The organism is Niallia circulans NBRC 13626 (assembly GCF_001591585.1).
Classification (GTDB): Bacteria; Bacillota; Bacilli; order Bacillales; family Cytobacillaceae; genus Niallia; species Niallia circulans.
Genome location: NZ_BCVE01000031.1, coordinates 26,080 through 39,648 on the forward strand (window position 1 = coordinate 26,080; position 13,569 = coordinate 39,648).

Sequence of the window (13,569 nt, forward strand, 5' to 3'; positions counted from 1 at the left end):
AATACGCAGAGACAAGAAAGGCTATTGTTGTTTCGGCTGACATAAAGCTAGCATAATAAAAGAAATAATGGTGATGGTTATTACCCAAATCCAAGCCATTTTCATATTGCCAGTTTCAATGGCGACATAAATAGCAGTAGGCAGTGTCTGTGTTTTCCCTGGGATATTACCGGCAAACATTAAAGTTGCACCAAATTCTCCTAAACCTCTGGCAAAGCTAAGGATGCTTCCAGACATAAGCGAGTGGGAGGCTAGTGGAATAGAAATAGATGTTAAAACTTTCCACTCGTTTGCCCCATCAACACGTGCCGCCTCTTCAATCGAGCGGTCAATCTGGATAAACCCAGCCTTTGCCGATTGATACATTAAAGGAAAAGACACCATAAACGCAGCAATTACTGCAGCCCACCATGTAAAAATAATTGGTTGATGAAAAAGCCATTCGATTCCTTTTCCAATGATACTATTGCGCCCAAAGACAACGAGCAATAAAAAGCCAGTAACTGTTGGGGGAAGAACGATTGGCAGTAACAAACAGGTTTCCAGCAATACCTTGCCTTTAAATTTTCGTCTCGCTAATAAAGCGGCTAGAATTATTCCCGAAACAATGACGCAGACAGTGGCAATGAGTGACACTTGCAAGGAAAGAGAAATGGGAGACCAAAAGTTACTCCAATCCTCTTTAGTTAACAATAAATCCATTTTCTTTAAAAACCTCTAGGCTAATGGGTGTCTGCAAATAGTCATAAAATAGTTTGGCTGCCTGATAATGCTTACTGTCTTTGATGATACCTAGAGGATAAACAATGGGAGAATGACTCGCTTCATCCGCAATTGCTGCTACCTGAACAGTATCAGAAGTCTTTGCATCGGTTCCATAAACAATGCCTGCTGCTACATTATTTGTTTCTACATAAGAAAGAACTTGGCGCACATCCTTTGCAGGAACGATATTTTCTTGGATCTTTTCCCATATATGCAGGGATTGCAGTGTTTCTTTTGCATAATTTCCTGCTGGAACGGATTCGGGTATACCGATAGCGATTTTTTCTGTATCCAATGTTTCTAAATCTGCAAAGTTATCGATAGTAGTGTCAGCCTGTTTATTGGTGATTAATACTAAATTATTCTTAACTAAGTTCATATGATCGGAATCCCTAATGAAGCCATCCTTTATTAAAAGCGCCATCTTATCCTCTGCTGCAGAGAGAAATAAATCGACGGGAGCTCCCTGGGAAATTTGCTGCTGCAATGCTCCAGATGAACCAAAATTAAAAGTTAGGGTAATATCTGGATGCTCCTTTTCGAATTTCTCTTTGATTGACTCTAATGCATCTTGCATACTGGCAGCAGCAGAGATGGTTAAGGAAATAGGTTCTTGTTTAGATGCTGCTGATTGCCCTTGCTTATTGCTGCAAGAAGCTAAAATCAATATCGTAATTAAGAGTATAATAGGTTGGAATTGTTTTTTCATCATGCCTCTCCTTTTTGCCAAACCTCCATTAGGGTTTTCTGTTCTTGTTTATTCAAAGTGGATAATGGCTCTCTACAAATACCTGCTTCTATGTTGCTTTCAGATAATAGATATTTAATAGCCCGCAGTGCACCTATTTCTAGAATAGTATGTATCGTTGGCAGCAATTTGGAGAACTGTTTTTCCGCCAATTCCCATTTTTGTGATTTTATCAATTGAACAATTTGTTGTATTTCTTGGGGAAAAATATTTCCTATTATACTAGTAATTCCATTATATCCGTTACGCAAATGGTCTAAAAGGTATAAATCTGTACCGGTTAAGACAGAGAAGGATGAACCAAGCTCTTTTTGAAGGATAAGAGCATTGTCGGGATTTCCAGCTTCCTTTAACCCTTTTATTTGGGGACGTTTCTCTACTATACGATAGAGAGTATTTAATTCCAGGTTAAATCCAGTACGGGATGGATTATTGTAAAGCAAGATGGGTAAATCGGTAACTGTGCAAACTTGTTCGACATATGCTACAGCTTCTTTCTGACTTATTCGTAAATAAGGAGGAAACCCTAGCATTATTCCATCTAACCCTTCTTTTTGAGCAGCTTCTGCTAGTCGAATCGCCTCTGTCGTTCTTACAGCAGCAACTCCACCAATGAGAAGGAAATCATCTTTCCCTGCGGACTTTACCTCCCGATAGAGAATCTGTCTTTCTTCGATTGTCATGGAATGCTGTTCCCCTGTTGATCCACTAATAAGCAGTGCTGGGACATGATTCTGTTTATAGTAATCTATTAATGAATAGATGCCGGTTTGCGAAAGCTTTTCCCTTTGGTCAAAGGGGGTTACCATTGCAACACTATATGAAACAAATGGATTTTGTGTAATCATTTTCCTAACTCCTTTCAAAATAGATTATACTTAAACTATTCAGATAATGGTACAGAAAGCTGTCTAATGAAGTCTTTCTATCAATTTATCTTTTTCTTGGGATGAAATCAATATGAAGTGGAGAAGGGAGTAGAAGTTTTATGATGAGAGTGGCACTTAATTATGCAATTATGCTGGAGCAAGTGAAAGCAAAGGGATTTAAGGAAGAGGCGGTTAGCAAAGCTCTCGAAACAGAAGATTTTGCGTTCTTTCAGAACTGTGGAAATGGCTTGCCAGATTGGCAGACGCTTTTCTCCTATTATAAAGACAATAAAGCTAGAGTCAAAGCGATTATGCAAGATGATTATGAAATAACCTTTTTGACTAAGGGAACGTTAAAAAGGCTTATACTATTGAAATATCAATTAGTAGAGGGAAGAGACTATGAGGACCGCGGTGAATCAATTGGAACTATTACATTGCCGAAGGAATCCTTTCAGCAATTTACAAAGATATTAGCTAAAAACTGGACTATTGTCGTATTGGAAGAAAATCCAGACAATGTTATCTTTGATGTAAAGTTATTTGTAATCGATTAAATGAAAATGGGACAAGTGGTTGTTATTTTTACATGAAATCTTTCTTTATATATATAGAAGGAGGTAAAGATAACATATAGGCAAAAGAGGCTAATGAAGATTAGTCCCTTTTTTTACAACAAAAACAGAACATATGTTCCTTTTGGGAGGTCGAAAGGATGAAAGAATGCCGTTCTTCTCAATCAGAAGCTTTTACCGCATTTTTAGAGGAAAATAAATCATTATTAAGCAATCCAATTGTAAAGAGTTTTTTGCAGAAAAAGGTCAATGTTCATCTGTTAAAAAAAGCGCTAGAATGTCCGACAAAGGAAAATAAAGAAAAGGTGGATGAATCTTTTAAAAAGCATTTCTTTACCATTCGGTTTACTTCGTATATCACTTCTTCGATGGAGTACAGTACCATAAATTTTAATAAAAACATATCCATGTATCAAAAACGATTTCCGTTAATACTGACCGAGAAGGAAGAGGGAGGAGAAAAGGATATTAATCTAAATGATAAAGAGGCTGAAATAGAAGCAATAGTCGAGAAGGAGGCACGATGGTCTGAGATGGAGGAATATATTTCAAATAAAACAATCTATTCAGCCGTTCTGAGCTTGACTCCTTCCCAACGAAAAATCCTTACCTATGCCTATCTTTATAAATTTACGGATACAGAAATTGCCCGGAGAATTCGAACGTCTCAACAATATGTTTCAAAAACAAGAAAAACGGCTTTAAAACGTATTCTTTCAATTATCAATAACAAGGAGGAAGGCAGATGGAATTAGTAGATATGACGCAATGGATGACAATGATTAGCAATTTTGGTTTTCCACTAACCTTATCTTTATTTGTTCTCCTAAGATTAGATAAAAAAATGGATCAACTACTGAAGGAATGGAAGGAAACCCAGGAAGACGAGCGAAAGGAAAAGGACAAATGACCGATATGTATACGATGGTAAAAAGGGCAAAGGCAGATCCGGAAATGCTCCATGAGCTAATAAAGTTGTTCGAACCAAAGGTAAATAAATTAACAAAAAGAACAAGTCCAAATGATATGGCAGATCTTTCACAAGAGCTGAAGTTAATGCTTATACAATCTACCTATCAATATGACCTAGACAGTATTCCGGGCTTTTGGGAATTTAAAGATCAGCTTAATAGAGAATGACAGCTATTAAAAAGTCCGAGTCCAACTAGTGACAAGCAGCATGCAGAGTTGGATCGGATTTTTACCATACTCATTACACATTCCTATTTAGTAAGCTAAGCGTAATTTCAAAAAGATGGTTTTTGTAATCCCCATCAGGTAATTTACTTAGTTGTTTAATTGCTTTCTCTGTATATTTTTTAGCAAGGAGCTCTGCTTTTTCGACTCCTTTATATTTAGCAATAAGTTTAGAAAGCTGCGTCATATCTTCGTCAGTCAAGGATTCTTTTTTATCTAATATAGGAATCAGCTCATGCGGATTTGCTTGGATTGCATAGATAAGTGGTAAATTATAGTGACCTTGTTTAATATCTGCCATCACAGGCTTTCCTAATGTTTGGGAATCTCCTTTATAATCGAGAATATCGTCCATTATTTGAAAAGCCATGCCAATATAATGCCCCATATTCCAAGCATTCATGGCGAGTGGTCTGCTTGCTTCACTTTCAACCGCACCAGAATAGCAGCTTACGGCAAAAAGCTGGGCTGTTTTTCCAGAGACTCTTGCTAAATATTTTTTCACCGTAACAGTAGATTGGTATCGAGCGTTTAATTGATCTAATTCTCCGCTTAAGATTTTTTCCATGCTGCGGGCATTAAATTCTAAATGGGAAAGAGATGTTGCGTACTTAGATAAAATGGTAAAACAAACACAGAATAAATAATCACCCGCATAGATGGCAAACTTATTTCCATTATGAGTATGAATGGTTGGAATGTTATGTCGTGTTGGCGATTCATCAATAACATCGTCATGAATCAGCGTCGCCATATGCAAGGTTTCCAACGCTGCTGCCACTGCTATTGCACGATTTTTATCTTTAGACGGACCTATTTGTGAACAAAGGAGGGAATAGGCAGGTCTGAGTAGCTTGCCACCGGAATAAATTAAATCCTTAATCGTTTTTTCAACTACTTTGTCACGAACACGAATATTGCTTTCAATTAATTGAAGTACTTTTGACAAGTCATTTTTTAATTCTGGATACGTATCCCACATTTGATGTACACGCATAGTTTAACCTCTTTCCTATCTAGATTCGTTTATTTCCGATAAATCTCTATAATACTGTAGTTTTTCTACATGTGTGATTAAATAGTTGGCTAGTATTCCTATTGCTATTCCTGATAGGATACCGATAAAAGATAGAATAGGTAAATATAAGAATACTGTCCAGGTTTGTGCAACAAAACTTGCAACTGCTAATTGACCAATATTATGAAGAATGGCTCCAGTTGTACTAACGCCAATTAAGCTAATTCGTTTTGTTCCAAGCTGCTTTACACCCCACATGCCGATAAAGCTTAAGAGGGCTCCGCTGGCACTATACATAAAAGTAGAAAGTGTTCCTCCTAATAAGGTGGCTAGACAGAGCCGGATTGCGACCACTTGAAAGGCATCTTTAGTAGGAAGTGTATATAAGGCTAAGCAGGTAATAATATTTGCTAATCCAAGCTTTGCTCCGGGAGCAAATGCAAAGGGAAATGGGATAGCCCGTTCTAATAAGCTTATAATTACCGCTTGAGAAGCAAGCAGTGCTATATATACAAGGCGTTGATTTTTTGTCATCTTCTCAACTTCCATTCTTGCGATATAATTATTACTATAAATAAGTTGATTGTAGGTTAAATAAATACTGACTCCTATTAATCAGTACAGGGCAAAAAAGAATACGGTATGATAGATTCTTTATTCTATAACTAATCTTATTGTTAAACAGGTTGATGCAAGCATCCTAAAGTGGAAGACAATCTACTGTCTTAAAAGCTTAAGGGTTAAGAAAAGATCAAAGAATATAAAACCACTAGCTTCTTTTTTCTCCTTTACTGATTCAAAGGGTGCTAGAAACATGGGAACTTTAATTCCCTATGTTTCTAGCAAATTTTTTATTATTTATAGTCTTTATAGATTGCTCGTTCTTTACCATACCACCAGTCGCCCAATTTTCTTTGAAGGAAAGGAACAACCCAATAATCTAATCCAAATGTACGACCAGACCCATTCATTAAAGCAATAGAAGCTGGCAAGGCCCAAACTTTATCCCAGCCAAGCATTGCAGTAAGTGTAAACATTACTAGGAATGCAGCACTTGCAGCATTTGCTAACCATGTGAATAAACCAGCAAGAATGGCTAATCCGATTGCTAACTCAATGAAAATCATCATTTTTTGCATAAATAGTGCAACTTCCGGAGTTGGAAGCATAATTTTCATAATCCACTCAAACCAGAATGGCATTTTATTTAATATGGGGGTTGCAAAGTCAGTAGAAGCAGCAGCTTCACTTGCACCACTTGTAGCAGTTTGCAGCCATTCAAAAGGCATTTTGACACTTGTTGCAGTTAACCATGAATCGTCTCCAAGACCATTAAATAAGTTTGGAACCTTTGACCAGCTGGAAATAGAATCTTTCCATGTGGATTCTCCCCAAAGCTTCGCACATGCTTCTACAATCCAGAAACCTGCGACAAATACACGTAAAGGTAAGCTCCAAAGAACATTGCCATAGCGGGTTAAGAAATCACGGAAAATATTACGTTTATCTTTTGTGTGGAAAAATTCATGCATCACATATTGGTACATATAATAGCCGCTTCTAATACCAAAGAAATAATATAGATTAACCATATGCTTCATGAAATTTGCAAACCAGCCGCTTAAATGCATGCCGCTTAAATTTGCAACACCGTATCTTGCTCCGATAGAAACCATAACCCCATGGTATTTACCTTCATATTTTTCTTTTTCACCGCCGCTGATTTCTGCAATAATATTCTTTGCTGCAGTCATAGCAGTCTGTTCGGCCGCTTCCACAATTTGTGGAGTTGGTTTTCCAGGCTCTTCTTCAAAATAGGCTAAGTCGCCGACTACATAGACATCTTTATAGTCTTCAGATTCCATATGAGCATTTACTTTTAAGCGGCCTGCTCTTCCAGCTGACATGCCGTAATCTTTTGTATCTGAATTTGCGCGGACCCCAGCTGTCCATATAAGAGTGTAAGTTGGAAGCTCTTCGCCTGATTTTAATACGATAGCGTCTTCTTTTACTTCGACGATTGGAGAGCTTTTTAAGATTTTTACTCCTTTTTTTACCATATAGCTTTCTGCTTTATCGGCATCTCTGCGTTCTAGCATATTTAATATAGTAGGAGCAGCTTCTACCACATATAAAGTAATATCCTCTGCATCTAGCTTATTGTCTTTGGCTAATCTTTCTTTCCATTCAATCAGTTCTCCAACCATTTCGATTCCTGTGAAGCCTGAACCACATACAGTAAAGGTAAGCATTGCCTTTCTTGTAGCTTCATCATGAACACGAGCAGCTTTACGAACAATCTTTTCAATATGTTCTCTTAATTTAACAGCATCTTCCCAAGACCAAAGGGTAAAGCCATTTTCTTGTACTCCGGGTGTACCAAAGTCATTTGGTTCGCCGCCCATCCCTAGGATGAGATAATCGAAGGAGAATTGGCCGTTTTCAGTTGTAACTAATTTACTTTGATAATCAACATGTTTCACGTTGTCTGTAACCAATTTAACCTTTGTACGATTAAATAAACGACGTAAATCAAATTGAATAGCATCTGGTTCTACTCTATGCGCAGCAACCTCATGTAATTCAGTCATCATTGTATGATAGGAATGTCTATCTATAAGTGTAATGGAAACCGAATCATCTTTTTTATACTTTTTAGCAAGCTTTTTTGCGGCATGAACTCCCGCATAGCCTGCTCCGATTATGACAATATTTTTCTTGTCCATTTCTTCCTATTCACTCCCTTAATTGTTAATTGTATATTTGTGAAGTTTTGAACAATTTTAATATAACAATGTGGTTTTTATCTGTCTATGGACTTCATAGAATGTCTACAATTTAAAATTTTGATTGTTCACATTTTCGAAACATTTGTAAATAGTGGATTTTTGTCATAAATTCTCCATATTTTAAAGAGATGCTGATAAACACTATTAAGACAATGATTATTCCGTAAATCAGCTATTTTATAGGGTTTTGTCCACCAAAAAGTCGATAGACAGTGGCAGAAAGCAATGATAAAATGACGGTGTTATAAATGTGAATAAATTCACATGACCAATAATTTAAAGACTTGTTTATATTTAGAGACAAGATAAAACAATCGAAATGTGATATTCATAGAAGGGATGATTTTAATGAATAAATTCAAATTCGCTGCGATTCTTTTTCTTGCCCTCCTTTTATTAATTGGATGTGGAAAACAAAAGGAATCGAACGCAATGGTAAATAGTAATCCGTATAAAAGAACGGAATTTTTAATGGGGACAGTTGTCACGATTAAAATCTATGATAAAGACAAGGAAGCTGTACTGGATAAAGTATTTGATCGAATAGAGTTATTGGCAAGCCAAATCACAGTAAATGAAGATGGGTCGATTGTTGATGAAATAAATGAAAATGCTGGTCGGAATCCAGTTCAGGTCCCAGAAGATATTTACCGTTTAGTGAAAGCTGGTAAAGAATATAGTGGGTACTCAGGAGGGGACTTTGATATAACGATTGGACCATTAACTAATTTATGGCATATTGGATTCCCGGACGAGAAAAAGCCAACACAATCAGAAATTAATGCCGTTCTACCATTGATCAACTATACAAAGATAGAATTAAATGAAGACAAGCAAACGGTATTTTTGCCGGAACAAGGAATGATGCTGGATTTAGGGGGAATTGCCAAAGGGTTTATTACAGACGAAGTTATAAAAGTATTAAATGATAATAAGGTAGAATCTGCGATTGTTGATTTAGGAGGAAACATTTATGTAAAAGGAACAAATCCTACTGGAAAGCCGTGGGAAGTAGGAGTTCAAGATCCATTTTCCGATAGAGGTGAAATGGTGGGGAAAATGGAGGAAACGAATACTTCGATCGTTACTTCTGGGATATATGAGCGGTATTTAGAGGTGGATGGAGTAAAATACCATCATATTCTCAGCCCTAAAAATGGCTATTCTGTCAATAATGAAGTTGCGGGTATTACGATTGTTTCTGATAAATCATTTGATGGAGACGGATATTCAACAACCATATTTATAAAAGGGATAGAAGAAGGGTTAAAGGCGGTAGAAAAAATGGAGGGAATAGAGGCCATCTTTGTAACCAAGGATAAAGAGGTTTATTTAACTTCAGGTCTAAAAGGTAAATTTACTTTAACAAATGAGAAATTTAAATTAGCAAATGAATAAAAAGAAGAGGGAGGTCATTTGGAATGTCGATTCGTTCATTTTTAAAGTTAGTTGAAATACAAACAAAAATAGCTAGTATCTTTCCATTTTTTATTGGCATATTATTTGTATTATATCGTTATGAGGCACTTCATTGGAAAAATACACTAATATTCTTTGCCTCTATGTTAATCTTTGATTTAACAACAACGGCGATTAATAATTATATGGATTATCGAAAGGCAAATAGTGATGAATATAGGAAGGAAAAAAACGTAATAGGACAAGAGGGGATAAAGGAAAGCACCGTTATCGCAACCATATTCACCCTTTTTTTTACAGCAACGGGGCTAGGTATTTGGCTTACTGCTGAAACAGGATTATTGGTGCTTTTGATTGGATTTATCTGCTTTTGCATTGGCATCCTCTATACCTTTGGACCAATTCCCTTATCAAGAATGCCTTTAGGAGAAGTTTTTTCCGGTGTAACAATGGGATTTGGGATCGTTTTTCTTACGGTCTATGTCAATGCGTTTGATTATGGGATTGCGTCCTTAGTATGGGAACAAGACATGATTTTGCTGCAAGTAAACATAATAAAAATAATAGAAATTATCATTGTATCTTTACCTTGTATGTTTACGATCGCGAATCTTATGCTGGCAAACAATATTTGTGATGTAGAAGACGATATAAAAAATCATCGTTTCACTTTACCATTTTATTTAGGAAAGAAATACTCCTTATGGCTGTATAATGGCCTTTATGCGGGATCCTTTATGGCTATATTAATCTCTGTGTTTTTTCACTTACTACCAGTTATTGCGTTAATTAGCTTAATTGCTATTTTACCAGTTTATAAGCATATTCGGATTTTTAACCAAATCCAAGTTAAATCTAAAACATTTAGTTTAGCAGTGAAAAATTTAATTATTGTGAATGGATGTCTAGTATTATCTTTAGCTATGTCTTTTATTATAGTTAAATAAATAATTGCTAGCATTTTAAGCTTTTCTATGGAGGGGGTATTGATTTTGCGCACCGTTTTGGAAGTGGAGGAATTAAGCTTTCGGTATGATAAAAAGCATGATAAGAGTCATGTGGAAAATGTCTCCTTTCTATTAAGAGAGGGAGAATGGACAGCGCTAATTGGTCATAATGGAAGTGGAAAATCCACCTTAGCACATTTACTCGTCGGCTTGCTTCAACCCGATGAAGGGAAAATTAAGATAAATGGAGTTATTCAAAAGAAATGGCAAGGTGCTCAGGGGATTGGTATTGTTTTTCAAAATCCAGAAAATCAATTCATTGGAACAACTGTAGAAGATGATGTGGCTTTCGGGCTGGAAAATATAAATATGTCTTATGAAGAAATGCATGAAAGAGTGGATCAAGCACTAACAGATGTAGATATGCTCGGTTTTCGCATGGTGGATCCTTCTCAATTATCAGGTGGACAAAAACAAAGGGTCGCAATTGCAGGAATGCTGGCATTAGAGCCCAAGGTACTTATATTGGATGAGGCCTTTGTTATGTTAGATCCAAGAAGTCGCAAGGAATTAATAGCAATTATACGCAAATTAACAAATAAGGGAATGACAATCCTATCCATTACGCATGACATGGAAGAAGCTGCACAGGCTGATAGAGTAATGGTCATGGAACAAGGGAGAATAACAAAAATTGAAAGTCCCTCTCAGTTGTTTTATACAGATTCTACTTTAGAAAAACCATTTGCAGAGAAACTCAGAGAATCTTTGAAAAATAGAGGGAGTAAGGTTCCAGATAAATATATGACAGAAGAAGAAATGGTGCGATGGATATGCGAATCGAATTAAAAGATGTATCCGCCAATTATCAAATTGGGCCAATCCGTAAACCCAATATATTAAACTCCTTAAATCTTACTATTGAATCAGGTACTTTTACAGCGCTTATCGGTAGGACTGGTGCAGGAAAATCAAGTCTATTAAAGATATTGAACGGCTTGCTTCTTCCAACAAAAGGAAGCATTCGTATAGGAGAGACAATGATAGAATCACCTATCCAAAAAGAGAATATTCGTAAAATCCGAAAGCAAGTGGGAATGGTGTTCCAATTTCCAGAGTCCCAATTATTTGCGGAAACAGTGGAAAAGGACATTTGCTTCGGTCCGCTTAACTTTGGCGTATCGTTAGAAGAAGCGAAAAAAAAAGCTGCACAGGTGATTGAGCTAGTGGGCTTAGAGCAGTCTGTTTTATCAAAATCCCCCTTTTCTTTATCGGGAGGACAAAAAAGGCGAGTGGCGATTGCAGGAATATTAGCAATGGAGCCATCTGTCCTTGTTTTAGATGAACCTGGTGCCGGGTTGGATCCGCAGGGGAAAAAGGAAATAATGTCTCTTCTAGCTACTTGGCATAAACAAGCGTCTTTAACGACTATTCTCGTTACACACGATATGGAGGATGTGGCTTTATTCGCAGACCAAGTTATTTTAATGGATCAAGGAAAAATTATCAAATCGGACAAAACAAAAATGATCTTTTCAGATCCAGCTTTATTGGAAAGTTGGGGGCTGGAAATGCCACAGGCTCGGTATTATCAAATGAAAATTGAACAAGAAACAGGAATAAAATTACCAAGGGTTTGCTTAACGCTGGATGAATTAGCAGATGCTTTAGTTTCGGTGGGATTAGTATGAATAAATTAATATTAGGAAGATACTTTCCGGGAGAATCATGGCTCCATCAGTTGGATGCTCGGGCAAAAATGATTTCTGTCCTTTTACTTATAGCTATGCTATTTATAGCAGATAATTGGATGGCCTACTTATTTTTATGGATGATTACCCTTTTCATTATGCACTTATCACAAGTTCCTTTCCGCACCTATGTACGAGGAGTCAAACCAATGATATGGCTCATTCTATTTACCGTAATACTGCAGGTACTATTTACTTCTGGCAGTAATGTATATATAGCATGGGGGCCAATTACTATTTCAGAGTATGGATTAATAAATGGAATCTTTATCTTTAGTCGTTTTGTTCTTATTGTATTTTTATCTACTGTCTTAACATTAACTACAAAACCAATCGATTTGACAGATGGAATAAATAAACTGCTATCTCCATTGCGTTTTATTAAGGTACCTGTAGATGATATTAGCATTATGTTATCTATTTCTTTGCGATTCATTCCCAATTTATTAGATGAAACACAAAAAGTGATGGATGCTCAAAAGGCAAGAGGGACGGAGTTTGGCCAAGGCTCATTATTTCAGCAGATGAAAACATTGGTCCCTATTTTCCTTCCTTTATTTGTAAGTTCGTTGAATAGGGCTGAGGACATGGCTAATATGATGGATGTTAAAGGATACCGTTCGGGAATAAAACGATCGGCATTTCGAAGAATATATTGGCAGAAACAAGATACATGGTGTTTATGTAGTGTATGTTTTATTGGAGTGATTACGGTTTTATTAAGCGGATAATAAATCACCTAATGTATAAAAAATTATTTTATTCACGGACCGTAATAACTTTACATGGAGCCTCTGCGGGCGTTATCAATGAGCCAAGAAGCCAGCATTATCAATAGCTGCTCATCTTCCTAAGGATATCATGCCCGCCTCTCTATATAAAGGTGGTTCTAAGCGTTTGGAAAAATTTATACAAATTCACCGCTTTTGTACATAGTTAAACTAGCACTTCCAGATTCCTATAGGAGCTTCAATAAATTTATATTTTAAATACAGCATGTGGGGAATTCTGTTACTTTTTTCCTCTGCTCCACTTCCTTCCCCAGAGAACTCTTGTTTGTTAATTTCCCCCTTTTTTAATGTATAATCCGTACTTGTTCCAACTTTTTATATGAACCTACTTTTTCCTTATTCATAACGCAGTGACTAGGAAGCTCAGGCGTAGCCCCATGAAAAGCGAAGTGTATTCAGGCTGCGAGTGATTACCACAAACTTTCTTTCTTAAAATAAATAAAAAACCCAAACAATTATACGAATATTTTTTTTGAACTGCCCCCTGTCAAGTAGACAGTGGAAATAATAAAAAAGATCTAAGCGGCTTTAACTCTATATTCCATAGGGCTAAGGCCGTTTAATCGTTTTTGATATCTATTGTTATTATAAAATTGGATATAGTCATCTATCGCAAGAGAAAGTTCCTCAAAGGTCTTATATTTGTGTAAATAATACTTTTCGCATTTCAGTGTCCCCCAAAAAGACTCCATTGGACCAT

Annotated in this window: 16 protein-coding genes; 9 read left to right on the forward strand and 7 right to left on the reverse strand. The window is 36.5% G+C overall.

Annotated elements, in window-relative coordinates; all coding sequences use genetic code 11:
• Positions 1-21: 21 nt before the first annotated feature.
• From modB to BCI01S_RS22990, 3 genes are read right to left on the reverse strand one after another with little or no spacing between them, the layout of a single operon-like run.
• Entirely contained in the window at positions 22-702 is a 681-nt protein-coding gene (modB, locus tag BCI01S_RS22980) for a molybdate ABC transporter permease subunit (protein ID WP_061801195.1), read from the reverse strand.
• A complete protein-coding gene (gene modA, locus BCI01S_RS22985) occupies positions 683-1,474 on the reverse strand; it encodes a molybdate ABC transporter substrate-binding protein (protein ID WP_061801196.1) in 792 nt (263 codons plus the stop codon). Before modA ends, modB begins: the two co-directional genes overlap by 20 nt.
• Positions 1,474-2,361 carry a dihydrodipicolinate synthase family protein gene (locus tag BCI01S_RS22990; RefSeq protein WP_061801197.1) on the reverse strand — a complete coding sequence of 296 codons (888 nt, stop codon included), beginning with the start codon at positions 2,359-2,361 and terminating at the stop codon, positions 1,474-1,476. The genes modA and BCI01S_RS22990 overlap by 1 nt, the downstream gene beginning before the upstream one ends.
• A gap of 140 nt (positions 2,362-2,501) precedes the next feature.
• Between BCI01S_RS22990 and BCI01S_RS22995 the strand changes: the two genes are divergently transcribed.
• The 4 genes from BCI01S_RS22995 (at position 2,502) to BCI01S_RS23005 (ending at position 4,097) form a co-directional block, all read left to right on the forward strand.
• Positions 2,502-2,939: a hypothetical protein gene (locus BCI01S_RS22995; RefSeq protein ID WP_061801198.1), complete on the forward strand. Its 438-nt coding sequence runs from the start codon at positions 2,502-2,504 to the stop codon at positions 2,937-2,939.
• Positions 2,940-3,097: 158 nt separating this feature from the next.
• Positions 3,098-3,712 carry a sigma factor-like helix-turn-helix DNA-binding protein gene (locus BCI01S_RS23000; RefSeq protein WP_061801199.1) on the forward strand — a complete coding sequence of 205 codons (615 nt, stop codon included), beginning with the start codon at positions 3,098-3,100 and terminating at the stop codon, positions 3,710-3,712.
• Complete coding sequence (locus BCI01S_RS25500; protein WP_095257964.1) at positions 3,703-3,867, forward strand: YvrJ family protein; 165 nt, start codon at positions 3,703-3,705, stop codon at positions 3,865-3,867. The genes BCI01S_RS23000 and BCI01S_RS25500 overlap by 10 nt, the downstream gene beginning before the upstream one ends.
• Positions 3,864-4,097, forward strand: coding sequence for a hypothetical protein (locus BCI01S_RS23005; protein ID WP_047944277.1), 234 nt, complete (start codon positions 3,864-3,866; stop codon positions 4,095-4,097). The genes BCI01S_RS25500 and BCI01S_RS23005 overlap by 4 nt, the downstream gene beginning before the upstream one ends.
• Positions 4,098-4,170: 73 nt before the next feature.
• Here the strand turns inward: BCI01S_RS23005 and BCI01S_RS23010 are convergent, their stop codons facing one another.
• The 3 genes from BCI01S_RS23010 to BCI01S_RS23020 form a co-directional block, all read right to left on the reverse strand.
• Positions 4,171-5,151 (reverse strand): polyprenyl synthetase family protein, encoded by a 981-nt coding sequence (locus BCI01S_RS23010; protein WP_061801200.1) that lies wholly within the window; start codon positions 5,149-5,151, stop codon positions 4,171-4,173.
• Positions 5,152-5,166: 15 nt separating this feature from the next.
• Entirely contained in the window at positions 5,167-5,706 is a 540-nt protein-coding gene (locus tag BCI01S_RS23015) for a Gx transporter family protein (RefSeq protein ID WP_047944275.1), read from the reverse strand.
• Positions 5,707-6,026: 320 nt separating this feature from the next.
• Positions 6,027-7,898, reverse strand: a complete 1,872-nt coding sequence (locus tag BCI01S_RS23020; protein ID WP_047944274.1) for an FAD-dependent oxidoreductase — start codon at positions 7,896-7,898, stop codon at positions 6,027-6,029.
• Between the two features lie 411 nt (positions 7,899-8,309).
• Between BCI01S_RS23020 and BCI01S_RS23025 the strand changes: the two genes are divergently transcribed.
• The 5 genes from BCI01S_RS23025 to BCI01S_RS23045 are packed head-to-tail and all read left to right on the forward strand — an operon-like array spanning position 8,310 to position 12,809.
• Positions 8,310-9,359, forward strand: coding sequence for an FAD:protein FMN transferase (locus BCI01S_RS23025; protein ID WP_061801201.1), 1,050 nt, complete (start codon positions 8,310-8,312; stop codon positions 9,357-9,359).
• 23 nt (positions 9,360-9,382) lie between these two features.
• Entirely contained in the window at positions 9,383-10,327 is a 945-nt protein-coding gene (menA, locus tag BCI01S_RS23030) for a 1,4-dihydroxy-2-naphthoate polyprenyltransferase (protein WP_061801202.1), read from the forward strand.
• Between the two features lie 45 nt (positions 10,328-10,372).
• Positions 10,373-11,176: an energy-coupling factor transporter ATPase gene (locus BCI01S_RS23035; protein WP_172885213.1), complete on the forward strand. Its 804-nt coding sequence runs from the start codon at positions 10,373-10,375 to the stop codon at positions 11,174-11,176.
• The gene (locus BCI01S_RS23040; protein ID WP_061801204.1) at positions 11,161-12,018 is read left to right on the forward strand and encodes an energy-coupling factor transporter ATPase; all 858 of its coding nucleotides are present in this window, start codon (positions 11,161-11,163) and stop codon (positions 12,016-12,018) included. Before BCI01S_RS23035 ends, BCI01S_RS23040 begins: the two co-directional genes overlap by 16 nt.
• Positions 12,015-12,809 (forward strand): energy-coupling factor transporter transmembrane component T family protein, encoded by a 795-nt coding sequence (locus BCI01S_RS23045; protein WP_047944270.1) that lies wholly within the window; start codon positions 12,015-12,017, stop codon positions 12,807-12,809. The genes BCI01S_RS23040 and BCI01S_RS23045 overlap by 4 nt, the downstream gene beginning before the upstream one ends.
• 578 nt (positions 12,810-13,387) lie before the next feature.
• Here the strand turns inward: BCI01S_RS23045 and BCI01S_RS25015 are convergent.
• Positions 13,388-13,569 (reverse strand): IS3 family transposase (locus tag BCI01S_RS25015; protein ID WP_156485492.1); only part of this gene is annotated, 182 nt, incomplete at its 5' end.